The 24,652-nt window shown below is 51.1% G+C and carries 22 protein-coding genes and 1 tRNA gene; 5 read left to right on the top strand and 18 right to left on the bottom strand.

What is annotated here, in order from left to right; translation table 11 throughout:
• Positions 1 to 5: 5 nt before the first annotated feature.
• Positions 6 to 1,478: a phospholipase D-like domain-containing protein gene (locus P8H26_RS10970; RefSeq protein WP_289633040.1), complete on the bottom strand. Its 1,473-nt coding sequence runs from the start codon at positions 1,476 to 1,478 to the stop codon at positions 6 to 8.
• 267 nt (positions 1,479 to 1,745) lie between these two features.
• On the opposite strand from P8H26_RS10970, the gene P8H26_RS10965 reads away from it, so the two are divergent.
• Positions 1,746 to 2,315, top strand: coding sequence for an HdeD family acid-resistance protein (locus tag P8H26_RS10965; RefSeq protein ID WP_289633039.1), 570 nt, complete (start codon positions 1,746 to 1,748; stop codon positions 2,313 to 2,315).
• Positions 2,316 to 2,448: 133 nt separating this feature from the next.
• Positions 2,449 to 4,038: a peptide chain release factor 3 gene (locus tag P8H26_RS10960; protein ID WP_289633038.1), complete on the top strand. Its 1,590-nt coding sequence runs from the start codon at positions 2,449 to 2,451 to the stop codon at positions 4,036 to 4,038.
• A gap of 102 nt (positions 4,039 to 4,140) precedes the next feature.
• Here P8H26_RS10960 and P8H26_RS10955 read toward each other — a convergent pair whose 3' ends face one another.
• The 4 genes from P8H26_RS10955 to ubiE all read right to left on the bottom strand — a co-directional run bounded on the left by P8H26_RS10955 (position 4,141) and on the right by ubiE (position 9,719).
• Positions 4,141 to 5,385, bottom strand: a complete 1,245-nt coding sequence (locus P8H26_RS10955) for an ammonium transporter (RefSeq protein WP_289633118.1) — start codon at positions 5,383 to 5,385, stop codon at positions 4,141 to 4,143.
• Positions 5,386 to 5,759: 374 nt separating this feature from the next.
• Positions 5,760 to 7,139 carry a bifunctional phosphopantothenoylcysteine decarboxylase/phosphopantothenate--cysteine ligase CoaBC gene (gene coaBC / locus P8H26_RS10950; protein WP_289633037.1) on the bottom strand — a complete coding sequence of 460 codons (1,380 nt, stop codon included), beginning with the start codon at positions 7,137 to 7,139 and terminating at the stop codon, positions 5,760 to 5,762.
• Positions 7,140 to 7,225: 86 nt separating this feature from the next.
• Positions 7,226 to 8,794: a 2-polyprenylphenol 6-hydroxylase gene (ubiB, locus tag P8H26_RS10945; RefSeq protein WP_289633036.1), complete on the bottom strand. Its 1,569-nt coding sequence runs from the start codon at positions 8,792 to 8,794 to the stop codon at positions 7,226 to 7,228.
• A 97-nt stretch (positions 8,795 to 8,891) separates the two neighbouring features.
• Positions 8,892 to 9,719, bottom strand: coding sequence for a bifunctional demethylmenaquinone methyltransferase/2-methoxy-6-polyprenyl-1,4-benzoquinol methylase UbiE (gene ubiE / locus P8H26_RS10940; protein WP_289633035.1), 828 nt, complete (start codon positions 9,717 to 9,719; stop codon positions 8,892 to 8,894).
• 412 nt (positions 9,720 to 10,131) lie between these two features.
• Here ubiE and upp point away from each other — a divergent pair, with 412 nt between their 5' ends.
• Positions 10,132 to 10,758 carry a uracil phosphoribosyltransferase gene (upp, locus tag P8H26_RS10935; RefSeq protein ID WP_289633033.1) on the top strand — a complete coding sequence of 209 codons (627 nt, stop codon included), beginning with the start codon at positions 10,132 to 10,134 and terminating at the stop codon, positions 10,756 to 10,758.
• A gap of 101 nt (positions 10,759 to 10,859) precedes the next feature.
• Here upp and deoA read toward each other — a convergent pair whose 3' ends face one another.
• From deoA to P8H26_RS10900, 7 genes are read right to left on the bottom strand one after another with little or no spacing between them, the layout of a single operon-like run.
• Positions 10,860 to 12,173 carry a thymidine phosphorylase gene (gene deoA, locus P8H26_RS10930; RefSeq protein ID WP_289633031.1) on the bottom strand — a complete coding sequence of 438 codons (1,314 nt, stop codon included), beginning with the start codon at positions 12,171 to 12,173 and terminating at the stop codon, positions 10,860 to 10,862.
• A 19-nt stretch (positions 12,174 to 12,192) separates the two neighbouring features.
• The gene (locus P8H26_RS10925; RefSeq protein WP_289633029.1) at positions 12,193 to 13,002 is read right to left on the bottom strand and encodes a purine-nucleoside phosphorylase; all 810 of its coding nucleotides are present in this window, start codon (positions 13,000 to 13,002) and stop codon (positions 12,193 to 12,195) included.
• 4 nt (positions 13,003 to 13,006) lie between these two features.
• Positions 13,007 to 13,399, bottom strand: coding sequence for a cytidine deaminase (locus P8H26_RS10920; RefSeq protein WP_022712438.1), 393 nt, complete (start codon positions 13,397 to 13,399; stop codon positions 13,007 to 13,009).
• 47 nt (positions 13,400 to 13,446) lie between these two features.
• Complete coding sequence (locus tag P8H26_RS10915) at positions 13,447 to 14,418, bottom strand: ABC transporter permease (RefSeq protein ID WP_289633028.1); 972 nt, start codon at positions 14,416 to 14,418, stop codon at positions 13,447 to 13,449.
• 5 nt (positions 14,419 to 14,423) lie between these two features.
• On the bottom strand, positions 14,424 to 15,560 hold the full coding sequence (locus P8H26_RS10910) for an ABC transporter permease (protein WP_289633027.1): 1,137 nt from the start codon (positions 15,558 to 15,560) through the stop codon (positions 14,424 to 14,426).
• The gene (locus P8H26_RS10905; protein WP_289633026.1) at positions 15,557 to 16,114 is read right to left on the bottom strand and encodes a cysteine hydrolase family protein; all 558 of its coding nucleotides are present in this window, start codon (positions 16,112 to 16,114) and stop codon (positions 15,557 to 15,559) included. Before P8H26_RS10905 ends, P8H26_RS10910 begins: the two co-directional genes overlap by 4 nt.
• Positions 16,111 to 17,673, bottom strand: a complete 1,563-nt coding sequence (locus tag P8H26_RS10900) for an ABC transporter ATP-binding protein (RefSeq protein ID WP_289633025.1) — start codon at positions 17,671 to 17,673, stop codon at positions 16,111 to 16,113. Before P8H26_RS10900 ends, P8H26_RS10905 begins: the two co-directional genes overlap by 4 nt.
• Before the next feature lie 255 nt (positions 17,674 to 17,928).
• Here P8H26_RS10900 and P8H26_RS10895 point away from each other — a divergent pair, with 255 nt between their 5' ends.
• The gene (locus P8H26_RS10895; protein WP_289633024.1) at positions 17,929 to 18,141 is read left to right on the top strand and encodes a SlyX family protein; all 213 of its coding nucleotides are present in this window, start codon (positions 17,929 to 17,931) and stop codon (positions 18,139 to 18,141) included.
• A gap of 70 nt (positions 18,142 to 18,211) precedes the next feature.
• Here the strand turns inward: P8H26_RS10895 and P8H26_RS10890 are convergent, their stop codons facing one another.
• The 3 genes from P8H26_RS10890 to P8H26_RS10880 all read right to left on the bottom strand — a co-directional run bounded on the left by P8H26_RS10890 (position 18,212) and on the right by P8H26_RS10880 (position 20,397).
• Positions 18,212 to 19,204 (bottom strand): BMP family protein, encoded by a 993-nt coding sequence (locus P8H26_RS10890; RefSeq protein ID WP_289633023.1) that lies wholly within the window; start codon positions 19,202 to 19,204, stop codon positions 18,212 to 18,214.
• A gap of 192 nt (positions 19,205 to 19,396) precedes the next feature.
• On the bottom strand, positions 19,397 to 20,038 hold the full coding sequence (gene msrA / locus P8H26_RS10885) for a peptide-methionine (S)-S-oxide reductase MsrA (protein WP_289633022.1): 642 nt from the start codon (positions 20,036 to 20,038) through the stop codon (positions 19,397 to 19,399).
• 50 nt (positions 20,039 to 20,088) lie between these two features.
• On the bottom strand, positions 20,089 to 20,397 hold the full coding sequence (locus tag P8H26_RS10880; RefSeq protein WP_289633021.1) for a hypothetical protein: 309 nt from the start codon (positions 20,395 to 20,397) through the stop codon (positions 20,089 to 20,091).
• Positions 20,398 to 20,921: 524 nt separating this feature from the next.
• Here P8H26_RS10880 and P8H26_RS10875 point away from each other — a divergent pair.
• A tRNA-Ser gene (locus tag P8H26_RS10875) sits at positions 20,922 to 21,011 on the top strand.
• A gap of 134 nt (positions 21,012 to 21,145) precedes the next feature.
• On the opposite strand, the gene P8H26_RS10870 is transcribed toward P8H26_RS10875, so the two are convergent.
• The 3 genes from P8H26_RS10870 to P8H26_RS10860 all read right to left on the bottom strand — a co-directional run bounded on the left by P8H26_RS10870 (position 21,146) and on the right by P8H26_RS10860 (position 24,648).
• Complete coding sequence (locus P8H26_RS10870) at positions 21,146 to 22,354, bottom strand: lactate oxidase (RefSeq protein WP_289633020.1); 1,209 nt, start codon at positions 22,352 to 22,354, stop codon at positions 21,146 to 21,148.
• A gap of 16 nt (positions 22,355 to 22,370) precedes the next feature.
• Positions 22,371 to 22,937 carry a YceI family protein gene (locus tag P8H26_RS10865; protein ID WP_289633019.1) on the bottom strand — a complete coding sequence of 189 codons (567 nt, stop codon included), beginning with the start codon at positions 22,935 to 22,937 and terminating at the stop codon, positions 22,371 to 22,373.
• 526 nt (positions 22,938 to 23,463) lie between these two features.
• A complete protein-coding gene (locus P8H26_RS10860; RefSeq protein WP_289633018.1) occupies positions 23,464 to 24,648 on the bottom strand; it encodes a M20 aminoacylase family protein in 1,185 nt (394 codons plus the stop codon).
• Between the last annotated feature and the right edge of the window lie 4 nt (positions 24,649 to 24,652).

Raw genomic sequence — 24,652 nt, 5'->3', positions numbered from 1 at the left:
ACCAGCTACAGATAAGGCGAGCCAAGCCAGACAATCCGCTCAAGCAGACGGCGGGAGAACGGACGTGCCTTCAATTCTGCCAGCTTCACGCCTGTGCCCGTTGCCACATGCTGATCAATCCGCTTCGAAATGGATTTCGCAGTTTTGGCATCATAAACTTCAAGATCAATTTCGAAGTTCAGGCGCAATGAGCGCGGATCAAGATTGCTGGAGCCGACATAGGCCCAGACATCATCGACGCTCATCAGCTTGGAATGATTAAACGCACCTTTGGCACGCCAAATACGGCAACCGTCTTTCAGAAGCTGATCAAACTGCGCGGTCATCGCCATATCCACCAGCACCAGATTATTCTGCGCAGGCACCACAATATCCACAACCACACCGCGTCGCGCAGCCGTTACCAGTGCACTGACTAGCTCACGATCCGGCAGCAGATAAGGCGTCATAATGCGAATATGACGCTCAGCAACTGAGAAAGCACCCATCATAATTTTATGATTGGTTTCAAGGCTTTTATCGGGTCCTGAAGGTACAGCGCGCACCAACAACCCTTCTCCCGGATGGAACGCCGGTGGTGTCACCGACCACGCAGCACCGGTCAGATGTTCATCCGTGGTAAAACGCCAGTCCTCAGAAGCCGTATTAAATAAATCTGTTACAACCGGTCCGGTGAGACGGAAATGCGTATCCTGCGCGGCATGATTTTGTGCAAATTCAACCGTAAATCCGGCACGGATATTCATACCACCGGTGAAAGCGATTTCACCATCAATAATCAGAATCTTACGGTGGGTGCGCAAATTCGCATAAGGCAGACGCAAGCCCATGATCAGTTTGCCGTTAAAAACCTCTGCCTGCACGGTTTTAGCCCGCAATATACCAATAATGCTTGGCGTTGAATAACGCGCGCCAACAGCATCAACCAGAACACGCACCTGCACACCGCGCACCACAGCTGCAGCCAGCGCCTCAGCAAACTGCTTGCCTATCTCATCATTATCGAAAATATAGGTTTCCAGCAAGATACTGCGTTTGGCCTGACCAATCGCTTTCAGCATGGCCGCATAGGCAATATCACCACTCTGCAAAACCTCGATATTATTACCGGAAGTCAGGTTACAGCGGCTGACAACATCGCCAAGCCGTTTCATGGCAATAAAATTATTGCCACTGACCGCCCGCACTTCATCGGGTGACGCATCATAATGGGACAGATGATAAAGCTCGATATCCGTCATACCGGCACGCTGCATGCTGAGCGATGTGCGCCTTATCCGGTTCACACCGGCGATAGCATAAACCACAGCCCCGATAATCGGGGACAGCATAATAACGCCGACCCAGCCCAAAGCGGAACGCACTTCCTCTTTGGTCATAGTCGCGTGAATAGCTGCAACGGCGCCGATAATCAGCGAAAAACCGAGCACAATATGCGGCCAGTATACCGGCCAATATGAAATCAACGTGTCAAACATTCTGGCAAATTATCAGCAATCACCGAGCTTTGGCAAAAGAATTTCGCGCCTGATTTATAATACACAAATTGCCGGATAAAAATTCGGGTGTGCTTTAAAAACACAGAGCAAAACCTACAGTTTCCCGCCCGTTTTTCAGCCGCATCAAAGACCCTGATTTTAATATAGCTAAGCAGGATCACATTATAATCATTTGAATTTTGCAATATTTTCAATATGATTATATTTTAATAAGAGTTGCGTTACTTCACCAACAGGATAACAAACATGTCTTTATCATCAGGTATTAAAACCCCTGCACAAGCTATCAGCTCTCTGACCAACAAATGGGGCTGGTTCATTGTTCTGGGTATTCTCATGCTGATGCTCGGCGGCATTGCTTTCGGTAATCTGCTTTTCGCAACCGTTGCATCGGTCTATTATGTTGGGATTACCATTCTGATCGCAGGGATTGTTGAAATCATCCATGCATTCAGCGTTCAGACATGGAAGAGCTTCTTCTTCTGGATGATCAGCGGCCTGCTCTATGCAGCAGCCGGTGTGTTGACATTCCTCAATCCGCTGCTGGCCTCCAGCATTATCACGCTGTTCATCGCCGCCGCATTGCTTGGTTCCGGCGTGTTCCGTATGTGGGTTGCCTTCCAGAGCCGCGCCGTGAAAGGCTGGGGCTGGGTTCTCGCTGGCGGTCTCATCACCGCTCTGGCCGGTATCGTTATTGCTATCGGCTGGCCGGTCAACAGCCTGTGGATTCTCGGCATGTTCCTTGCCATTGATCTGGTGTTTCAGGGCTGGGCAATGATTGCTCTGGGCTTTGGTCTGAAAACCATGCGCGGATAAGAATCCGATACTTTTAAAAGGGCGCTTTCTGCTTTGAACCGCAGAAAGCGCCCTTTTGTATTTCAGGTCGACGAACTGCCGCGATGCTGCTAGAAGGCACCACCTGTCCAATTTTGTATTATCCGAGCCCTTTATGCCTGAACAAACTACTCCCGCCTCGCATCGTCGCACATTTGCGATTATCGCGCATCCGGATGCCGGTAAAACCACGCTGACTGAAAAACTGCTGTTGTTCGGCGGTGCAATTCAGCTCGCCGGTGAGGTCAAGGCAAAGAAGGATCGCATTCAGACCCGTTCCGACTGGATGAATATTGAGCGCGACCGCGGTATTTCCGTTGTTACCTCGGTGATGACCTTTGAATATAAAGACTGCATCTTCAACCTGCTCGATACACCGGGTCACGAAGACTTTGCGGATGACACCTATCGCACGCTTACAGCCGTTGACAGTGCTGTCATGGTTATCGATGCCGCAAAGGGTATCGAACCACGCACACTGAAGCTGTTTGAAGTCTGCCGCATGCGCGACATTCCGATTGTCACCTTCATCAACAAGATGGATCGTGAAGCCCGTGATCCGTTTGAAATTCTCGATGAGATCGAAGAAAAACTGGCGCTCGACACCGCTCCTATTACCTGGCCGATCGGCTCAGGCAAAAGCTTTGCCGGCACCTACGATCTGCACAATAATACGGTTCGCCGTCAGGATAATGAAGAGAATCCGACCCCTGTCAGTGGCGCTGATGACGCATTAGCCGCCGGTCTGCTGCCGGAAAATGAACGTGAAAACTTCATTGAAAGCGTGGAAATGGCGCGCGGCGTTTGCCGTGAGTTTGATTTGCAAGCTTTCCGTGAAGGTCATCTGACACCGGTTTATTTCGGCTCGGCTCTGAAAAAATTCGGTGTGCGTGATCTGATTGATGCTTTCTGCGATTTTGGCCCGAGCCCGCGTGCTCAGGACGCCGATACGCGCCGCGTTGAAGCTGACGAAGAAAAAATGACCGGTTTCGTGTTCAAAATTCAGGCAAACATGGACCCGAACCACCGCGACCGTATTGCGTTCCTGCGTGTCTGCTCCGGCAAACTGTCCCGCGGCATGAAAGCCAAGCTGGTGCGCACCGGCAAGCCAATGAGCCTTTCCGCGCCGCAGTTCTTCTTTGCCCGTTCCCGTCAGATTGCCGATGAGGCATATGCTGGTGACGTGGTGGGCATTCCAAACCACGGAACCTTGCGCATCGGTGACACGCTGACCGAAGGTGAAGACCTGCTGTTCCGCGGCGTACCAAACTTTGCACCGGAAATTCTGCGCCGCGTTCGCCTTGATGATGCGATGAAGGCCAAGAAACTGCGTGAAGCCTTGCAGCAGATGGCTGAAGAAGGCGTAGTGCAGCTGTTCCTGCCGGATGATGGCTCTCCGGCGATTGTCGGCGTGGTTGGCGCCCTGCAGATCGACGTACTGACGGAACGCCTCAAGATCGAATATTCATTGCCGGTCGGCTTTGAAATGTCGCGTTTCAGTCTGTGCCGTTGGATTTCCTCCGATGATCCGGCAGAGCTTAACCGTTTCATCGCGACCCACCGCGCTGATATTGCCCATGATCTGGATAATGATCCGGTCTATCTGACCCCGAACGCCTTCTCGCTGAATTATGAAGCAGAACGCTGGAAGGCGATTAAATTCGCTTCGATCAAAGACTATCAGGTTCGCGACACCGGTAAATAAGCATCGCTATTGAGTTCCGCGCAACCGGTTTCTGCTGTCATCTTCTGTGGATGATCTGACAGAGCCGGTTACGCGGCAGCCCCTCTGCGGCTGAACTTTAACTCAGGAATGCACAGTCTCGCCGTGCAGATTGATATCAAGGCCTTCAATCTCTGTGGCCTTGGACACACGCAATCCCATGAACATTTTAATGACAATGACGATCAGCGCCGTCATCAGCGCCGTGTAGAGCATAGTCACCACCACGCCATAGAGCTGCTTGAGCATGGTTGCGCCCTCACCGGCAGGATTAATCGCAACATCAGCAAATAAGCCTGTCAGCAGCGCACCAATAATACCGCCCACTCCATGCACACCAAAGGCATCGAGACTGTCGTCATAGCCAAGCCAGTGCTTGAGCTTCACGGCTGCAAAATAACAACCAGCACCGGTAATCAGACCAATCATCAGAGCACCGGCCGGATTAACAAAGCCTGCAGCGGGTGTAACACCCACAAGTCCCGCCACAGCGCCCGAGATAATACCCAAGACGCTTGGCCGCTTGCCGATGATCCATTCGACAGCCATCCAGCTTAAGGCCGCACCGGCAGCTGCAATTTGCGTATTAATCATGGCGACCGCAGCAATGCCATTGGCGGAAAGCGCAGAACCGGCATTGAACCCGAACCAGCCAACCCACAACAGAGAGGCACCGATCAGCGAGTAAACCAGATTATGCGGCGCCATATTCACCTGTCCGTAGCCATCGCGCTTGCCCAGCATAATCGCCAGAACCAGACCGGCAACACCCGAGTTGATATGCACAACCGTGCCTCCGGCAAAATCCAGCACCCCGTCGCCGCCAAGAAAGCCGCCGCCCCACACCCAATGCGCCACCGGCACATAAACGAGGAACAGCCACAGGGCTGTGAAAACCAGTAATGCCGAGAATTTCATACGCTCAGCAAAAGCACCGGCAATCAGGGCGGGTGTGATAATCGCAAACGTCATCTGAAAAGTAATAAACACATATTCAGGTATCGTACCTGTGAGTGAGGCTGGCGTCACACCGGTAAAGAAAGCTTTTGACAACCCGCCGATATAGGCGTTCATGCTGCCGCCATCACTGAACGCAAGGGAATAACCAGCCACCATCCAAAGTACGGATGCTAAGCAGGCAATCGCAAAACTCTGCATAGTTGTCGCCAGCACGTTTTTCCCACGCACCATACCGCCGTAAAACAGTGCTAACCCCGGAATCGTCATCAAAAGCACCAGCACTGTAGAGGTCAGCATCCATGCAGTGTCACCGGTATCAGCCACAGCTGCCGCATCCTGCGCAAAAGCCGGTGCATTTGAAAAAGTCATCAATACAGCCAAAACACCGAATGCAGTCTTGAATGAACTGCGTGCTGATAATCTGGGCTCTCTGAAAATAAGCATCAAAATCTCCCGTATCTGCCGGAAGTCCCGCAACAGGCAGGCTTCTGTGGCTCAACAGAAACAAAGCAATTTTCATGCCAAATAGTAAAAAATCATTGATCAGGAGAAGCGCTAAAATAATAAGCCGCTGATTTTTCAGGAAAAATATTCACAGCCAAAAATGGATTTTTAAAGTCCAGCAATATTGATGCGCGATGAACATAAATAGCAGGCAGACACAAAAAACAAAATTGCCTAAAAATAAAGCAGCACATTCATGCAAGCCTTATTTTTAGGCAACCATTATCAAAACAAGTTTTTCAGCTTAAAGCAGCCGCAATTTTCTCTGCGAGCCGCTGCGCCACTTCATCTTTATCAAGCAACGGCCACTCATCCACGCCATCATGGCTGACCAGCAATACCTGATTATGGTCACCACCCATCACACTGCCACCATCTTCAGAAAAACTCACATTATTCGCGACAATCCAGTTGGCACCTTTTTTATCAAGCTTCTTGCAGGCATTCTCGACCACATTCTGCGTCTCAGCTGCGAAGCCAACCACGAGACGCGGGCGCAGCTCATGATGACCGATCGTCGCTAAAATGTCAGGATTTTCCACCATTTGCAAAGACGGCGCCGCCTCGCCTGCCTGCTTTTTGATCTTCTGATCTGCCGCGTTGGCCGTGCGCCAGTCAGCAACAGCAGCCACCATCACCGCCGCATCAGCAGGCAATTGCGCCTCGACCGCATCGCGCATCTGCCGCGCCGTCTCCACATGAACAGTTGTAACGCCCTGCGGATCAGGAAGTGTCACCGGCCCTGCAACCAGACGCACATCCGCGCCAAGCCGCGCCAGAGCAGCAGCAATCGCATGCCCCTGCTTACCCGACGAGCGATTGGCAATATAGCGCACCGGATCAATCGGCTCATGGGTCGGACCCGATGTAATGATGATTTTCTTACCTGCCAGCGGCAGAGACTGCACAGGTAACAGCAATTGTTCGATCTTCGCCACGACCTGCAAAGGCTCACTCATGCGCCCTGTACCGGCCTCACCCTTCTCGGCCATCTCCCCGCGTTCAGGGCCGATAAAATGCACACCATCCTGATGCAGTATTTTCACATTGCGCTGCGTTGCCGGATTATTCCACATCGCCGGATTCATTGCAGGCGCTATCAGTACCGGCACTTTGCGTGCCAGCAGAATAGCTGCCGCCAGATCACCACCCAGCCCTGCCACCATCTGCGCCATACGATCAGCGGTTGCGGGTGCAACCACAATCAAATCAGCATCACGCGCCAGCCTGATATGACCGACATCCTGCTCATCCTCGCGGGAAAACAAATCCGTATAGACATGGTCGGCAGTCAAAGCACCGACAGATAGCGGTGTGATAAAAGCCTGCGCAGCCTGCGTCATTACCGGACGCACCTGCGCACCACGCTCTTTCAAACGGCGGATCAGATCCAGCACCTTATAGGCAGCAATTCCGCCGCCAATAATCAGTAAAATACGTTTGCCGATCAAACTCTGCGCAACAGGATCAGATGCCGGAGCCAAAGGAGCAAGCACTTGCGTTTCGCCCGACAACAAGACCCGCACCTCCTCTTCCATCGAGCGACCATTGGCCGCCGCCTGACGACGAAGCGCCTCTTTTACATCTTCATCAAGATTACGGATTGTGATGCTGGCCATGATTAGAGCTCCAACAAAAAAGCGATACTCCTTTCAGAATACCGCTTTTCAACTCAGCTTTGCAATCACTTATGCAATCAATGCAATCAAAAGAGCAATTTTACTGTCAGGATCACCACACAGATCGCAATCACAATCTGGGCAATACGCCCTGAGCGCGTATGCCGCGCTTCTGCCTTGCCGATAGCTGCAGCGGTTGCATCATCAAAACGCAGACCATTGGCAGCCATATTGTCCAGTTCACCGGAAAGCCGCTCCAGCCGTTTGGTCAGTTCCGGTGTCTGACGCATGAAATGCAGCAGCGCCATGCCGCTTTCTTTCACATCACCAATCATACCGACTGGCCCCAGATTTTTGCGAATCCAGTCACCGACAACCGGCTCTGCCGACTTCCACATATTGAAATTCGGATCAAGCGTGCGCGACACACCCTCAACCACAACCATCGTTTTTTGCAGCATAATCAGTTCGGCACGGGTTTCCATGTCGAAAAGCTCTGTCACCTCAAACAGCAAGGTCAATAGCTTGGCCATTGAGATTGTTTCCGCAGGCTGACCATGAATAGGCTCACCAATCGCGCGGATAGCCTGCGCAAAACTCGCCACATCATGATGATGCGGCACATAGCCAGCTTCAAAATGCACCTCAGCCACACGACGATAATCACGCGTGATGAAACCATAGAGAATTTCTGCCAGAAAACGACGCTGTTGCTTGTTGAGACGACCGGTAATGCCAAAATCCACTGCAACGACCGTACCTTTGGCATCCACGAACAGATTTCCCGGATGCATATCCGCATGGAAAAAACCATCGCGCAGTGTATGTCGCAGGAAGGACTGGATGAGTGTGCGCGCCAGTTTTTGCAGATCAAAACCGGCAGCGCGCAGGCCTTCGACATCAGACATTTTGATGCCGTCGATCCATTCCATTGTCAGCACATCACGACCGGTGCGCTCCCAATCCACGGCAGGCACACGAAAACCTTCGTCTTTCTTGATATTCTCGGCAATTTCAGACAGCGCCGCCGCTTCCAGCCGCAGATCCATCTCGATCCGCGTGGTCTGCGCCAGAGTTTCTGCGACCATTACAGGGCGCAAACGGCGCGTCACCGGCACAAAACGCTCCTGTAAACGCGCAACCATGAAGAAACCTTCGAGATCCTGCGCGAAACGCTGACGCACACCCGGGCGGATGACTTTGACGGCAACCTTGCGTGTACCACCGACAAAGGCCGGATGCACCTGCGCCATAGAGGCAGCAGCAATCGGCGCATCAAACTCTGTGTACAGATCGTCAATTGTGCGACCGAGCGAGCCTTCAACCGTGCGCTTTGCAGCCTCTTCGGGGAAGAAATCCATGCGATCCTGCAAAAGCTGCAGATCATCTGCAACTTCTTTGCCGACAAAGTCAGGACGCGTGGCCAGAAACTGACCGAGCTTGACATAAGACGGCCCCAGCCGGTTCATCGCCCGTGACATGCGCTCTGAGCGCGCCGTTTCGCGCGAGCGCTTGCGCGCGAGTACGCCCGCCATGCGATGCGCAAAAGCAGGCAAGCCACTCAGGCCCTCTGCCGGCAATGCGCTGATCACACCTTCACGGGTCATCACCCAGCCGGCATGGATCAGTCGGAAACTTGCGGCAATGCGGCTCATAACTTACTCACTTTATAAAACGCATCCCGAAAGCAGAGAGAAGATTTTCAGGGTTTAAATGCGCGAAAACTAATTATCAGATCTTCCGGTCAACTAGTTAAATCTTCCAGCCAGAATGCAGGCTGGCGATACCTCCGGTGAAATTGCGCCATGTCACGCGGGAGAAACCAGCCGCGGTGATCATATTGGCAAAATCCTGCTGTTTCGGAAATTTGCGGATGGATTCAACCAGATATTTGTAGGATTCCGCATCACCGGTCACCATTTTGCCAATGGCCGGAATAGCATGGAACGACCACTGGTCATAAATCTTATCCAGTAGCGGCATTTCCACTTCCGAGAACTCAAGGCAGAGGAAACGGCCACCCGGTTTCAGCACGCGGAAAGCCTCGCTCAGCGCCCAGTCAATATGCGGCACATTGCGGATACCAAAAGCAATCGTATAAGCATCAAAAGAATTGTCTTCGAAAGGCAGTTTTTCGGCATTCGCCTCAACAAAATCCACATTAGCCAAAAGACCTTTTTTGGCCGCACGTTCCTGCCCGACAGCCAGCATCGAACCATTAATATCAAGAACGGTCGTATGCGCCTGACGGTCTGATGCCTCAACAATACGAAATGCAATATCGCCGGTACCACCGGCCACATCAAGCGAACGCCAGTTCTGAATATGTGACGGGATTTTCGGCGGCGCCAGCCAGGCAACCATTGCGTCTTTCCACGCACGGTGCAGACCAGCGGACATCAGATCATTCATCACATCATAGCGTTTGGCAACGCTATGAAAAACTTCATTCACCAGCCCCTGCTTGGACTCTTCATCGACACTCTGAAAGCCGAAAGAGTTTTCCATACCACCGTGGGCGCCGACACGGTTTTGATCCGCACCCTGATCCGCCGGAGAGTTTTCGCGTTGCTGGCTCATTTATTTATCCTGTCCCGCCCCGCCTGACATTCTTGTCAGTGCAAGGGCATTGCATGGAGGGTGAAGCTGCATTCTCAACCCGCATGCCTGATGAAGCACTCTGCCCGTAGCATATAAAGGCTGGGCGCGATGTTACAAGCAAATACGGCAAAGTTTGATATGACTTAACAAAATTTGCACTGCAAAGCCGCAGAAAACGTGATTCTTTTTACCCGTGAAACCCGTCACAGTTTCGTGTAGTTGCAGGTTTTCATCCACAAAGCCTGCCCTCTCTTCGAGAGAATTGTATAAAACGGGGTATATTTAAGCCCTGCTGCTTTTCCATACCGGTATTTTCGCTTATTGCGGTCTGGAAAATTCATCGGCTTCGGCTAATAATGCAAAAAAGTAATTTTGAAAGCAGCGGGATATTATGAGCGTCACGGTAGTTGATCATCCGCTTGTCCAGCACAAGCTCACCATTATGCGCATGAAAGAAACCTCGACCGCCAGCTTCCGGCGGTTACTGAAAGAGATTTCCCTTCTGCTCTGCTATGAAGTAACCCGCGATCTCGATCTGACAACAACCATGATCGAAACACCGATGCAGCCAATGGAATCGCCGATCCTCGACGGTAAGAAGCTGGTTTTCGCTTCGATCCTGCGCGCTGGCAACGGCCTGCTGGAAGGCATGCTTGATCTGGTGCCTGCGGCACGCGTTGCCCATATCGGCCTCTATCGCGATCACAAGACTTTACAGCCGGTAGAATATTACTTCAAGGCGCCGGAAGATATCGTCAACCGTCTGATCATTGTGGTTGATCCGATGCTGGCAACCGGCAATTCCGCTGTTGAAGCGATCACCAAGCTGAAAGAACGCGGCGCAAGTAATATCCGCTTCCTCTGCCTGCTGGCAGCGCCAGAAGGCATCAAACATTTTGCGGAAGTGCATCCGGATGTGCCGATCTATACAGCGGCCATTGATGAGAAGCTGAATGAAGACGGCTATATTGTTCCGGGTCTTGGTGATGCCGGTGACCGTATGTACGGCACCAAATAACTAAAAAGCGACCGTATGTACGGTACCAAATAGTAAAGATTGTGATCGTATGTACGGCACCAAAGACGAAATAAAAAAACGGCGCTCAGAGCGCCGTTTTTTTATGCGGTTACGGTTTCATAAATCACCGGATTGAGTGCCGGTTTATGTTCACTCAGCATCATGGCCTGCTGCACCATCTGCACAGCCTGCTCGGCTTTGCCTTGCGTCTGCGCGTGAACCAATGCCAGCACATCACCGGCTTTGACTGCACTGCCCAGCGGCAGAATATTGGTCACACCGACAGAAGGATCAATCTGATCCTGCGGGCGCATACGTCCGCCGCCAAGCGCGACAACACTCATGCCGACTGAGCGTGTATCAATAGCGCTGATATAGCCATCACGCTCAGCACAAACCTGCACCTGAAGAGGCGCAACCGGCAGATAATGTGCGGCTCTTTCAACAAAATCCGCAGCCCCGCCAAGGCCTGCAACCATACGGCCGAATTTTTCTGCGGCACTGCCATTGTCCAGAGCCGTTTGCGCCTTTACCAAACCGTCAGCAACAGTGTGAGCCAGCCCTGCCGTTACCAGCATATGGGCGGCAAAATTCAGCACAACTTCCGCGAGACGTGCCTGACGCTTGGCACCGGTCAGGAAATCAACCGCATTGCGCACTTCCACTGCATTACCGGCACAGTCTGCCAGCGGCTCATTCATATCGGTAATCAGCGCACTGGTCGGCAGACCTGCACCATTGGCCACCTGCACCAGACTTTGCGCCAATGCCTGCGATGCTTCAAATGTCGGCATGAAAGCACCGCTGCCGGTTTTCACATCCAGCACCAGCCCGCCAATACCGGAAGCCAGCTTTTTCGAGAGAATAGAGGCGGTAATCAGCGGAATGGATTCCACTGTCGCCGTCACATCTCGCACGGCATAGAAACGCTTATCCGCCGGAGCAAGATCACCGGTCGGGCCGATAATGGCGCAACCACAATCACGCACAACTTTGTCGAACAAGGCTTTATCGGGATAGCTCTGATAGCCGGGGATAGCATCCATCTTGTCTAATGTACCGCCGGTATGGCCAAGCCCGCGACCGGAGATCATTGGCACATAAGCACCGCAGGCTGCAACAATGGGTGCCAGCATCAAAGACACATTATCGCCGACACCGCCGGTGGAATGTTTATCGACCACAGGCCCGTCAAGATTACGCCATTCCAGCACATCGCCGGAATATTGCATGGCAGTCGTCAGCGCCACAGCCTCATCACGGGTCATACCGTTGAAATAGACCGCCATACCAAAGGCAGCAATCTGCCCTTCGCTCACACTACCATCGGTAATACCGCGCACAAATGCCTTGATTTGCTCCGCACTCAAAATCTGCTTATCGCGCTTTGCCCGAATAATTTCCTGTGGCAGCATAGCGGCTCCTCTTCAGTGATTAGCCGATTTCACCGACCAGTATTTTGATAATTTTTTGCAGCTTCTGCCCGCCCAAAGGTGCCATCGTCTTGGTCTCATGATGGGAGAGTTCATCGCCGCTCATGCCTGCACCATAATTGGTGATGACCGAACAGGCGGCAGCACGCAGTCCCAGAAAACGCGCCAGAATGACTTCCGGCACAGTGGACATACCCACAGCATCAGCACCCAGCACCCGCGCCATGCGGATTTCTGCCGGTGTCTCAAAAGACGGACCGGAGAACCACATATAGACACCTTCATACAGCGCCTCATCAGCAGCGCGCGCCGCATCGCGGAAAGCCTGTTTGAGGTCTGCATCATAGGCCGCTGTCATGCCGGTAAAACGTGCATCCGTATGTTCGCCGATCAGCGGGTTCATACCGGAATAATTGATATGATCGTCGATCAGCATCACACTGCCGGGTGCCATATCCTGCACCACAGAACCAGCTGCATTGGTCAGGATCAGTGTTTCAATGCCAAGCGCTTTCAGTGTCTCCAGCACAGGACGCATCGCAGCCGCATCGCCCTGCTCGTAATAATGCGCACGTCCCGCCAGCACCATCACCAGCCTGCCCATTAAGCGACCGACTACAACCTCACCCGCATGACCGCTGACACCGCTTTTCGGAAAGCGTGGCAGGTCAGAATAACGGATATGCACCGGATCATCGAGTTCACTGACCAAACCGCCGAGGCCGGAACCCAGCACAATAGCAACTTTCAGCGTTTCACCGGCGAAAGCTTCATTGAGACGGGCGCGTAAAATCAAAGCTGCTTCGGTCATGGCTTTAACCAATCACATCAGTCTGAAAGCTGAATGGCAGCAATTCGCGCATCGTCACGGTCTGCACAACACCAGAGCTATCACACAAATGCAGCGGCACATCGGCACCGGCAAATTCTGCCAGACGCTGACGGCAACCGCCGCAAGGTGAGCATTTCTCAAGTTTTTCAGCCATCACCAGAATTTCGGCAATCTCGCCACCGCCATCCATCACATAATGCGATAACATGGTGGTTTCAGCACACCAGCCTTCAGGAAAAGAAATCACCTCAATATTGCAGCCGGAATAAATCCGCCCGTCTTTGGTGCGTAATGCAGCACCGACCGGAAATTTCGAGTAAGGGGCATGGCATTTCTGCATTGCAGCATAGGCTGCATCAAATAGATCCTGAGCCATATCAGCCCCTCCTCATTTTTAATCCCATCGTTCTTTGACAGCCAGCCTTAGCGTTCTTTCACATATGGTATCCCACCCGCTTTCGGCGGAATGGCCTTACCGATAAAGCCCGCAAGCAGAATAACCGTCAGAATATATGGCAGTGCCTGCATGAACTGCACCGGCACATCACCGATCAGCGGCAGCGACTGGCCCTGCAGACGAATACCCGCAGCATCGAGAAAGCCGAACAGCAAGCAAGCATACATCGCCTGTACCGGACGCCATTTCGCGAAAATCAGTGCAGCCAGCGCAATATAGCCCTTACCGGCCGTCATATCCTTTACGAAGCCTGCGCCCTGCGCTGTCGCCAGATAGGCACCGGCCATACCGCAGAGCAAACCGCAAATAATCACCGCACGGTAACGCAACCATGTCACTGAAATACCGGCCGTATCAACCGCCGCTGGATTTTCACCCACCGCACGCATGCGCAGACCGAAGCGGGTGCGATACAGCACCCACCATGTCAACGGCACCATCAGAAATGCCAGATAGACCAGAATAGAATGGCCGGAAATCAGCTCAGAATAGAGATAACCGATGAACGGCACATCTTTCAGCGCCTCAGCGCCCGGCAGATTGATCGCCGTAAAACGCGCACCATTTGGCAAAGACGGTGTACGCCCGCCCTGTCCAAACCATGCCTGACCGAGAATGATTGTTGTACCAGCGGCAATAAAGTTGATCGCCAGACCGGAAACAATCTGGTTGCCGCGATGGGTGATCGAAGCAAAGCCATGCACCAGCGACAGCATCATCGAAACCAGCAATGCCGCACCAAGACCAGCAAGGGCAGAACCGCTGATGGCCGCAACTGTACCGGCAGCAAAAGCACCGGCCAGCATCTTGCCCTCAAGACCGATATCGACAATCCCTGCGCGCTCTGAATAAAGCCCCGCAAGACAGGCAAACAGCAGCGGCGCAGACAGGCGCAGAGTTGAATCAAGCAGCTGAATAAGCGTCACATAAATTTCCATGATGCTTACTCCCCTGCCGCAACAGTTGTTTTGTCAGTATTCCGGGATGCGAGACGCATGAAAAACCGCTGGAAAGCAGGGCGGAACATATGCTCCATCGCACCGGCAAACAGGATCACCAGACCCTGAATAATCACAATCATATCGCGGGAGATATTCGGCATATCAAAAGCGATTTCCGCACCGCCCTGATAGAGCATACCAAATAGGATTGCCGCCGGAATAATACCAACCGGATGCGAACGCCCCATCAGCGCCACCGCAATACCCACAAAACCGGCACCGGCAACGAAGTCCAGCTGCAAACGATATTGCGCACCCATCACCGGATTAAGCGCCATCATACCGGCCAGCGCGCCGGAAATCAGCATAGTGATAATAATCGTTCTCGACGGATTGATACCGGCATATTCAGCGGCGCGCGGGCTATGCCCCATCGTGCGGATTTCATAGCCGATTTTTGTGCGCCAGATCAGCAGCCACACCAGATAACAAGCCAACAGCGCCAATAAGAAACTGATATTCAGCGGTGCTGAGCGGAGCTCCATACCAAACAGGCTCATCAGCCAATCGAGCTTTGGCAATTGCCCGCCTTCTGCAAAGCCACGGCTTTCCGGTGCCATCACGCCAATCGGCTTGATGAAATTGATAATCAGATAGACCATCAGACTGGCGGCAATGAAGTTGAACATAATCGTGGTAATTACGATATGCGAACCGCGCTTTGCCAGAAGCCATGCCGGTATCAGCGCCCAGAGAGCGCCAAAAATCGCACCGCCAAGCAGCGCCGCAATCATGGTAATCCACCACGGCATGGATGCATCCAGCCAGAGGCAGATCAGCGCCACGCCTAGACCACCGATATAGGCCTGCCCCTCACCGCCGATATTGAACAATCCGCAATGAAAAGCGACAGCTACAGCCAGACCGGCGAAAATAAAATTCGTGGCATAAAACAGCGTATAGCCAATGCCTTCGCCGGAACCGAACGCTCCTTTAATCATCAGGAATGCGGCATCCAGCGGGTTTTCCCCGACCAGCAACACCACAAGACCTGCCACCAGAAACGCCACCGCCAAATTGAGTGTCGGGATCAGGCCGTAGTCCACCCAGCGCGGTAATTTTGCAAAAGGCTGGCTCATGGCAGCATTCCGATCACAGCTTCAGTGCTTTTAACTTGCGCATATTCGCCCTGCAAAACGGCCAGTGTCAGCGCGTGCACATCTTCCGCGCTCCAGAGACGACCTTGCAGATCAGTGCGGTCTGTACTGGCAACCGCATCTTCCGGTACAATCACTTCAAAACCGAGATTGGCGGCCATGCGCACCGTTGCATCAACAGAATTTTCCAGCAGCACACCACCGATTACGAGAGAGCGGATTTGCAACTCATCCAGCACATCCATCAGGTCTGTGCCGATAAAGGCATTATTGGTGCGTTTATCAACTACCGGCTCACCAACCTGCGGCTCAACCTCTGCTTTGAATTCATTGCCTTCCGTACCAGAGCGATAAGGCGACTGCGGATCGGTTGAATCATGGCGCACATGCACCACAGGTAAACGGCGTTCACGCCATGCTTCCAGCAGGCGCTGCAAATTCGCTTCTGCCTGCAATTGTCCCCGACGACCCCATTTCGGATCATCTATAGCCTTTTGCATATCAATGATGAGCAATGCCGGTGTTGAGCTGATCATGAATGCAGGCCCTTCTCGCTTGTCTTCTTAATTGTCTTTGTCTCGTCCTGAATACCAGCCATCAGCAAGCCGATTTCCCCCTCACCGGCTTCCGGCCCGCATTCGCCGACAACACGTCCGGCAAACATCACCAGAATACGGTCAGACAGCGAGCGGATCTCATCCAGCTCAACAGAAATCAGCAGCACTGCCTTACCGGCATCGCGCATTTCGATAATACGTTTATGAATAAATTCGATCGCGCCGACATCCACGCCACGCGTCGGCTGTGCCACAATCAATACATCCGGATTGCGTTCCATCTCGCGTGCCAGCACGATCTTCTGCTGGTTGCCGCCGGAGAAATTCGCAGTTTTCAGACGCGGATCAGCAGGGCGGATATCATATTGGGCAATCTTGCCCTTAGCATCCTGCATGATCGCTTCAATATTCAGGAACGGGCCTTTGAGATAGCGCGGATCATCATGATAGCCGAGAATGGAGTTTTCATATTCTTCATAGGCCAGCACCAGCCCCATATGGTGACGGTCTTCCGGCACATGGGCAAGGCCACGGCGGCGCAATTCTGCCGGATGCGCATTGCCAGTCACATTGACCGGCAGGCCGCTCAGCATCACCACACCGCTCTCGGCACGGCGAATACCGGCAATCACTTCGATCAGCTCTGACTGGCCGTTACCGGCTACACCGGCAATGCCCACAATCTCACCGGCGCGTACATCAAAAGAAACCGTGTCCACCACAGTGGTTTTCTGCGCGTTGCGCACCTTAAGGTTCTTGACCTGCAAGACCGGTTCACCGGGTGTCGCGGCTTGCTTGTTCACGCGCAACAAAACACGGCGGCCAACCATCAGCTCGGCCAGTTCTTCAACACTTGCCTCTGAGGTTTTACGTGTAGCAACCATCGTGCCTTGGCGCATAACCGAGACATTATCCGTCACCGCCATGATCTCGCGCAGCTTATGGGTAATCAGAACAATGGTTTTGCCCTGATCTTTCAACTGTCGCAAAATGCGGAACAGATGGTCAGCTTCTGATGGCGTCAGTACACCAGTCGGCTCATCAAGGATCAAAATTTCCGCACCGCGATACAGTGCTTTCAGAATTTCCACGCGCTGCTGAATACCAACCGCCAGATCACCAACAACGGCATCAGGGTCAACATCCAGCGCATATTCTTTTTCCAGCGCTTTCAGCTGTTCACGCGCTTTTGTAATACCGGCTGAGAGCAATGGTGCACCTTCCGCACCCAGCATCACATTTTCAAGTACTGTAAAATTATCAACCAACATAAAATGCTGGTGCACCATACCGATACCGGCAGATATGGCCGCATCAGGATTGGTAATCTGTACCGGCCGGTCATTGACTTTGATTGTGCCTTTATCCGGCTGGTAAAAGCCGTAGATAATCGACATCAATGTCGACTTACCGGCGCCGTTTTCACCGATAATGCCGTGGATGGTTCCTTTGTCGATCCGCAGATCAATCGCACGGTTTGCGTGCACAGCGCCGAAACGCTTATCAATTCCTGTCAGTTCAAGTGCAGGCTGCGCCATCATCCCATCCGTTAATCATCGTCATCGCATTGCCGGAGCGTTTTTATCAAATACTATATCGCTAACATCAAATGAAAACATCCGACGCATTCTGCTTTAACTGATTCCGGCACACAGTTAACAATATATGCTATTGCACAAAACTGTGTGTAAACCACCACAAAGCCGCATTTCGCCCCTCATAATAGCGTGAAATATCACTTCTGTGCACTATATGAGCAAGAAGCACCCCTCTGATTAGTCAGGAAACCCCTTATGTCTGAAAATCTGTCTGACCGGCTCACAGAGCTGGAAATTCGCAATGCGGAACAGGAAAAGACAATTGAAGACCTCTCCGGTGAGATTGCAGAGCAATGGAAACTGATTACAGCGCTGACGAAGAAGCTCAATGCACTGACCGACAGGTTTCTTGAGCTGGAAGAGCAAACAGCGCCGGAAGTCTCTGTGACCAAGCCACCGCACTGGTAAGCAGCACAATCCCAGAAAAGCAGAAAGGGCAGTGTCACCACTGCCCTTCTTCATGAATAACCCTATTTAATTAATAAGGGCACTTATTATCTGTGGTGTAGTCATGCACCTTGATTTTGCCGGAGATGATGTCTGCCTTGGCAGCTTCAACCGCAGTTTTCATTTCAGGTGTAATGAGCTTGGCGTTGTTTTCATCCATCGCATAGCTGACACCGTCGTCTTTCAGACCCATCTGCACAATGCCGGCAGTAAATTTGTCTGCAGCAACATCCTCAAAGGCTTTGTAAACAGCGGTATCAACGCCCTTAACCATCGAGGTCAGCACGCTGCCCGGGTGCAAGCCGTTCTGGTTTGAGTCAACGCCAATGCCCAGCTTGCCGGCATCAGCAGCAGCCTGCAGAACACCAATACCTGTACCACCGGCAGCATGATAGATCACGTCAGAACCCTGATCGATCTGGGCTTTGGTGATTTCGCTGCCTTTAGCAGGATCATTCCATGCAGCTGGTGTATCGCCGGTCCAGTTATTCAGAACTTTTGTGCCTTCTTTACCGGCTTTTGCGCCACCGGCATAACCACAATAGAAGCGACGGATCAGCGGTACATCCATGCCACCAACAAAGCTGACTGTGCCAGTTTTGGAAGCCATAGCTGCCAGCATACCAACGAGATAGCCGCCTTCTTCTTCTTTAAAGACAACGGAACGCACATTCGGCGCTTCAACAACAGCATCAATGATTACGAATTTCGTATCCGGAAATTCTTTGGCAACTTTTTCAATGGCAGAAACAGCCGAGAAACCGGCAATCACAACCGGTGAATTACCATCCTGCGCAAATTTACGCAGAGCCTGCTCACGCTGTGCATCATTCTGAATTTCGAACTCACGATAGGCTGTACCGTGATCAGCTTTATATTTAGCCGCGCCATTATAGGCAGCTTCATTGAAAGACTTGTCAAATTTGCCGCCAAAGTCATAAACAACGGCTGGTTTCAGCTCTGCAGCATAGGCTGCTGAAACACTCAAAGTCGCAGCCAACAGGCCCATAACGATACGCTTCATTACCACTCACCCTCCGATAGCACAGTAATTCTGCGCGAAACAATACCCACCGGTTGTGCGGCAAACTATTTTGTTTTTTACCGCCCGCTCAGAATTTAATAATCGTCAATCTGGCACGCGCCGGATTTTTTTTCATCATAAATTTATGCGCTTACACATATTTCATCGCTGTAATTTGCGATTTAGATCCTGCTAAAAAACGCAAGAAACACCGGTCCCGCGCAGCCCGCAATATCCTTGAGGGTTTTTAGCCAGATATTGCTGATGATAGCCTTCCGCATAATAAAAATCCGATGCAGGAAGGATTTCAGTCGTAATCGCACCAAAACCACGTGCCGTCAGCGCCTGCTGATACGCCTCTTTGCTGACTTCAGCAGCCTTCAGATCCTCATCCGAATAAACATAAATACCCGAACGATATGTTGTGCCTACATCATTTCCCTGCCGCATTCCCTGCGTCGGATCATGCTCTTCCCAGAAAACCTGCAAAAGATCGGGCAGAGAGACGACCGCCGGATCGTAAACCACCAGCACAACCTCATTATGACCTGTGAGGCCGGTACAGGTTTCTTCATAGGTCGGGTTTGGCGTTAACCCGCCGCTATATCCGGCAGCGGTCACATAAACACCCGGCACATTCCAGAACAGGCGCTCAACGCCCCAGAAACAGCCCATACCAACCAGGACTTTTTTCATGTTCTGTGGCCACGGCCCGTGCAGCGGAAGTCCGGAAACAAAATGTGTCTCAGCAGTCGCAATCGCCTGATCCCGACCGGCAAGTGCCTCTCCGCTCGTCGGCACGCGCAGCTTATGTTCTGGATATTGTCTCAACATTTTACTCGTCCAATCTGGCAATTCTATTTTAACCGGCACTACAGACAGCCCTACTTTGAATAGGATTTACGTCCGATATTACCGGCAGCGAAAAACAATATACTCAGTACGAAGAACAACGACCATGCGGGCATATTTAACACCGGAACAAGCCACTGCTCCCAGAAACCTGCCCAGAAATTCCGTTTTATAAAACCGGCAAAAGCAGCCAGATATTCAGGTAAATAGTCCTGCCAGATTTGCAAAAACGGCACGATGACAAAACGGGATTGGGCAACAGAGCGCGCAATATCGAAAATACCAAAAAGCAGACTGATCCCTAAGGACCAAACTGCCAGAAAATTTAAAAACACACGCATGATCACTCATGTTCCGTTTGTTTAAACCACCACATCGAAATATGCCGCCTTGTAAAAAATACAATAGAATACAGTCATTTCCATGTCAGAGAGTTTCTTAAATTTCTCTATTCGAAAACAATAAATAACCATGAACACACAGATTTTGAAGGATCAAACAGAATCTCAAATGATAATAATTCTCATGAGATTCGACAACTCACCATCAGATTCCACGCCGGAAGTGCCTTCACCTGACTGAAACGCACTTCATATACGCTCAAGACACGCTATTTCAGTCCACCATCCACAAATTATTTTTACATATATAATTCAATTAGTTAAACTAAAAATGCGCCTGTTTTCCAGCATAAATTTCGTGTTTTCCATCAAGAAAATCAACTGAATTCAATTAAATGAGAAATAATGGTTGATCATATGACCATTATAGCTATATTCCGCGCCGAAACGGATGTTTAACAGCTGACCACTGTTTAGAAATACAGCGTTTTGATTGATATCATTTATAAATATCAGTCTTGAGTGGAGAGGTGGCCGAGTGGTTGAAGGCGCACGCCTGGAAAGTGTGTATACGGGGAACCGTATCGCGGGTTCGAATCCCGCTCTCTCCGCCAGTTTTACAAAACAATCTCATCATAATCAGTTATTTCTTCTTCTGCGCGAGCTGCATTAAGCTTTGAAATATTGCCGCAAAAAGAAAAGCGGCTGGTGAACCAGCCGCCTCAATAACTTCATGTTTTCAGGAAATTTATTCAAAATCCTTATCTGTATAAAGCTTGGTTTTCTTAACATCCTCAACGTTTTTCGCACCGCCGAGCATCATATTAATCGTCAGCTCTTTATTTAGCTGCTGAATAACGGAGTTAACGCCCTCTGAGCCGCCAAGGTTCAGGCCATACAGGATCGGGCGACCGACCGCCACGATATCGGCGCCGCTCGCGAGAGCCTTAAAGACATGCGAGCCCCTGCGCACACCACTATCGAACACAATCGGTACGCGTTTATTGACGACCTTTGCAATCGAAGGCAAAACATCGAAAGAAGCAGGACCACTATCGAGCTGACGGCCACCGTGGTTGGAAACCCAGATACTATCTGCACCTGCTTTGATAACCACATCGGCATCTTCAGGTGACTGAATCCCCTTAACGATAACAGGCAAACCGGTCATATCTTTCACATACTTGATATCTGCCGGTGTGAATGCCTGTTTGGCCTGAGCATAAATTTCACTGATTCCCGCACCTTTCCCGGTCTTTGAGCCATCATCTGTCTGGCTGGCAAACAACTCCAAATTCGCAAATCCCAGCGGGAACTGGAAGTTGTTTTTGATATCATCTTCACGATAGCCACCGACCGGAGAGTCCACCGTGAGGATAATAGCTTTTGCTCCGTTATCCTTAGCGCGCTTCAATGTGAATACATTAAAAGCATCGTTTTTGCTCATATACAGCTGGAAAAAGAAGGGGTTACCCTTGGAAACAGCCGCCACATCCTCAATGGTTTTATTGCCATATGTACTCAGCGAGAAAACAGAGCCAGCCTTTGCCATCCCCTTTGCCGTAGCAATCTCACCATCCTGATGTGCAAGCCCCTGTGCTGCCATTGGCGCCTGAATGATAGGTGTCTTCAGGTCGAGGCCGAGAAAACTGGTCGACAGATTGATATCGGACAGCTCAATACCCTGCATGACACGAGGCATGATGTATTTCTTGTCAAAACTTCCGGTATTTGAATTGAGGTTCTGCTCATTTTCAGCGCCGCCACGGATATATCCGAAGGCACCTTTTTCCATATTCGCTTTAACCTGACCTTCCAGATCACCCAGATTAATAATTTTAACCGGGCCTTCCGCAGTACTGGCTTTATAGTCGGCGGCTTGAGCAAAACCGACAGAAAGAGCCAGAGCCAAAACGCTCAGGGACGCAGAATATTTTTTACCGCTCAGATTAATCATAATACAGTCTCCCGGATTACTGCTTAACAGCTTCAGCTTGAATTTTGAGGGTTACCATCTTTTCCATGCCTTCTTTTACAAGGAAGTCGACGCCCCACTGAGTACGGTCAATCGTGGCTTCGAAATCACCGCCACAGACTTCGGCCTTGAAAATCGGGCTCTGGTAACAACCGAACTTTGTCGCTTTGAGCTGAACCGGATGTGTCTGCCCCTTGATGGTCAGATCACCGTCAACAGAAGCCAGCTTATTGTCGGAAAAGTTCCATTTCGTTGAGTTAAATTCGATGGTCGGATGTTTTTCTGCATCGAGCATGTCGGCGCTTTTTACATGCTTATCAAAGCCCGGAAGACCTGTATTCAGCGTATTCACCGGAATAGATACTTTAACAGAACCGGTCTGTGTTTCAGGTGAGTAGCTGATACCACCTGTAATTCCGTAAAACCCGCCGCTGTTTGTCGATGTATTGAAGTGATCAATATAAAAAACAGCCTTTGTATGATCCGGATCTAGCTTGTAATCTGCAGCCTGCGCCGCAGAAACCGATAGGAGTGTCGCAATCAGTGGCAGTATGATTTTCTTCATTTTCATTATTCCTACTTTAGGCATATTTAAAACAATGAAACATGAGAAATGGCTTTGCGGTTCAGCGCACAGGAAAGCGAACAGTGATTTGTCTCACCGGCGCTTCAATACCTGATCAGCAATTTTACGTTTCTACATGTTTGGTTTTTAGTTTTATGGGCAACACAACCCGCCAAACGGTCTGTGCTGCTCTTGTCCTGCTAAGAATAATTCACTGAAATGCAGCTGGGTAGTTCGGAATTTAATTAGCAATGTTCTAAAAATAGGACAATTGCCTCTATTATGGTGAAGCGCCACGCATAATCGCTTCGCAATACGCAATAAAATCCCCGTTCATGACGGGATATCTATGGGAAAATTATATAACAACAGGCATTATAGAGTCGATCAGAAATCCGATCAGCCTTGCCGCTTTGCGATAAAGAATTATCGTATCGAATTAAAGTAGGCGGGACCTTTAACTGATCGCCATCAATCAATAATGGCGATCAGCTGATGCGTTAAAAGGCTCGGGCAGCTTAAAAAATCAATCAGCTGCCAGATAACGCTCTGCAATGCGTGCCCATAATGCGGCACCGACTGTCAGATTTTCATCAGCAAAATCATATTTCGGATTGTGCAGAATTGCTGAATTCACACCATTGCCCAGACGCAGGAAACAGCCCGGTTTATGCTCCAGAAAATAGGCAAAATCTTCACTGCCGGGGATCAGCGGGCACACGGAAACATTGGCTTCACCCACAAGTTCATTGACAACTTCTGTTGCAAAAACCGTTTCTTTTTCTGCATTCACCACAACCGGGTAGCCACGCTGATAGTCGATCTCTGCAGTCGCGCCATAGGCAGTCACATGGCCTGTTGCCAGTTCGCGAATACGGTGCTCAAGACGATCCCGTACCGCCGGTGAGAATGAGCGCACACTCAAAGCCAGCGTTACATCCTGCGGAATAACATTGGAAGCCTCACCGCCATGGATGGAGCCAACTGTGATCACAGCAGTTTCTGTCGGGTCAATATTACGTGCAACGACCGTTTGCAGTGCCATGACAAGACTTGAGGCAGCCATCACCGGATCAACCGTCAGGTGTGGCCGCGAAGCATGGCCACCCTTACCGACAACTTTGATAATCACCGTATCAGACGAGGCCATCAGCGGGCCTGAGCGCATCAGAAAGCTACCTTCCGGTGCTCCCGGATGGTTATGCAAGCCAAAAATTGCATCGCAGGGAAAACGCTCAAACAAACCATCAGCAATCATGGCCTGCGCGCCGCTGACCTGTCCTGCTTCTTCGGCCGGCTGGAAAACCAGATTAACTGTGCCATTGAAGTTTTTTGTACGACCCAGATATTCAGCAGCGCCGAGCAGCATGGTCGTATGGCCGTCATGGCCGCAGGCATGCATCTTGCCGGCAAACTGGCTGGCATAAGGCAGGCCGGTATCTTCATGGATCGGCAAAGCATCCATATCCGCACGGATTGCAAGACTGCGCTTGCCATTGCCATGCTGAAGCCGCCCGACAACACCATGTCCGCCGACATTGCGTGTCACCTCATAGCCCCATGCCTCAAGCTTTTCCGCTACGAAAGCGGCTGTCTTTTCCTCTTCAAAGGAAAGCTCAGGATGCGCATGCAGATGATGACGGATCGCCTTCAGATTATCACCTTGTTCAGCGAGGTCAGAAAGGCGGGCAAATTTATCAGATTGTGTCATGTGA

It is taken from the genome of Pseudochrobactrum sp. sp1633, assembly GCF_030376605.1.
Taxonomy (GTDB): Bacteria; Pseudomonadota; Alphaproteobacteria; order Rhizobiales; family Rhizobiaceae; genus Pseudochrobactrum.
This window is presented reverse-complemented; position numbering and strand designations above follow the sequence as displayed.

What these genes read in the sequence shown, in the direction of transcription:
- P8H26_RS10970 (WP_289633040.1), bottom strand. Translation starts at nt 1,478, where the DNA reads ATGTTTGACACGTTGATTTCATATTGGCCGGTATACTGGCCGCATATT.
- P8H26_RS10965 (WP_289633039.1), top strand. Translation starts at nt 1,746, where the DNA reads ATGTCTTTATCATCAGGTATTAAAACCCCTGCACAAGCTATCAGCTCT.
- P8H26_RS10960 (WP_289633038.1), top strand. Translation starts at nt 2,449, where the DNA reads ATGCCTGAACAAACTACTCCCGCCTCGCATCGTCGCACATTTGCGATT.
- P8H26_RS10955 (WP_289633118.1), bottom strand. Translation starts at nt 5,385, where the DNA reads ATGACTTTTTCAAATGCACCGGCTTTTGCGCAGGATGCGGCAGCTGTG.
- coaBC (WP_289633037.1), bottom strand. Translation starts at nt 7,139, where the DNA reads ATGGCCAGCATCACAATCCGTAATCTTGATGAAGATGTAAAAGAGGCG.
- ubiB (WP_289633036.1), bottom strand. Translation starts at nt 8,794, where the DNA reads ATGAGCCGCATTGCCGCAAGTTTCCGACTGATCCATGCCGGCTGGGTG.
- ubiE (WP_289633035.1), bottom strand. Translation starts at nt 9,719, where the DNA reads ATGAGCCAGCAACGCGAAAACTCTCCGGCGGATCAGGGTGCGGATCAA.
- upp (WP_289633033.1), top strand. Translation starts at nt 10,132, where the DNA reads ATGAGCGTCACGGTAGTTGATCATCCGCTTGTCCAGCACAAGCTCACC.
- deoA (WP_289633031.1), bottom strand. Translation starts at nt 12,173, where the DNA reads ATGCTGCCACAGGAAATTATTCGGGCAAAGCGCGATAAGCAGATTTTG.
- P8H26_RS10925 (WP_289633029.1), bottom strand. Translation starts at nt 13,002, where the DNA reads ATGACCGAAGCAGCTTTGATTTTACGCGCCCGTCTCAATGAAGCTTTC.
- P8H26_RS10920 (WP_022712438.1), bottom strand. Translation starts at nt 13,399, where the DNA reads ATGGCTCAGGATCTATTTGATGCAGCCTATGCTGCAATGCAGAAATGC.
- P8H26_RS10915 (WP_289633028.1), bottom strand. Translation starts at nt 14,418, where the DNA reads ATGGAAATTTATGTGACGCTTATTCAGCTGCTTGATTCAACTCTGCGC.
- P8H26_RS10910 (WP_289633027.1), bottom strand. Translation starts at nt 15,560, where the DNA reads ATGAGCCAGCCTTTTGCAAAATTACCGCGCTGGGTGGACTACGGCCTG.
- P8H26_RS10905 (WP_289633026.1), bottom strand. Translation starts at nt 16,114, where the DNA reads ATGATCAGCTCAACACCGGCATTGCTCATCATTGATATGCAAAAGGCT.
- P8H26_RS10900 (WP_289633025.1), bottom strand. Translation starts at nt 17,673, where the DNA reads ATGGCGCAGCCTGCACTTGAACTGACAGGAATTGATAAGCGTTTCGGC.
- P8H26_RS10895 (WP_289633024.1), top strand. Translation starts at nt 17,929, where the DNA reads ATGTCTGAAAATCTGTCTGACCGGCTCACAGAGCTGGAAATTCGCAAT.
- P8H26_RS10890 (WP_289633023.1), bottom strand. Translation starts at nt 19,204, where the DNA reads ATGAAGCGTATCGTTATGGGCCTGTTGGCTGCGACTTTGAGTGTTTCA.
- msrA (WP_289633022.1), bottom strand. Translation starts at nt 20,038, where the DNA reads ATGTTGAGACAATATCCAGAACATAAGCTGCGCGTGCCGACGAGCGGA.
- P8H26_RS10880 (WP_289633021.1), bottom strand. Translation starts at nt 20,397, where the DNA reads ATGCGTGTGTTTTTAAATTTTCTGGCAGTTTGGTCCTTAGGGATCAGT.
- P8H26_RS10870 (WP_289633020.1), bottom strand. Translation starts at nt 22,354, where the DNA reads ATGATTAATCTGAGCGGTAAAAAATATTCTGCGTCCCTGAGCGTTTTG.
- P8H26_RS10865 (WP_289633019.1), bottom strand. Translation starts at nt 22,937, where the DNA reads ATGAAGAAAATCATACTGCCACTGATTGCGACACTCCTATCGGTTTCT.
- P8H26_RS10860 (WP_289633018.1), bottom strand. Translation starts at nt 24,648, where the DNA reads ATGACACAATCTGATAAATTTGCCCGCCTTTCTGACCTCGCTGAACAA.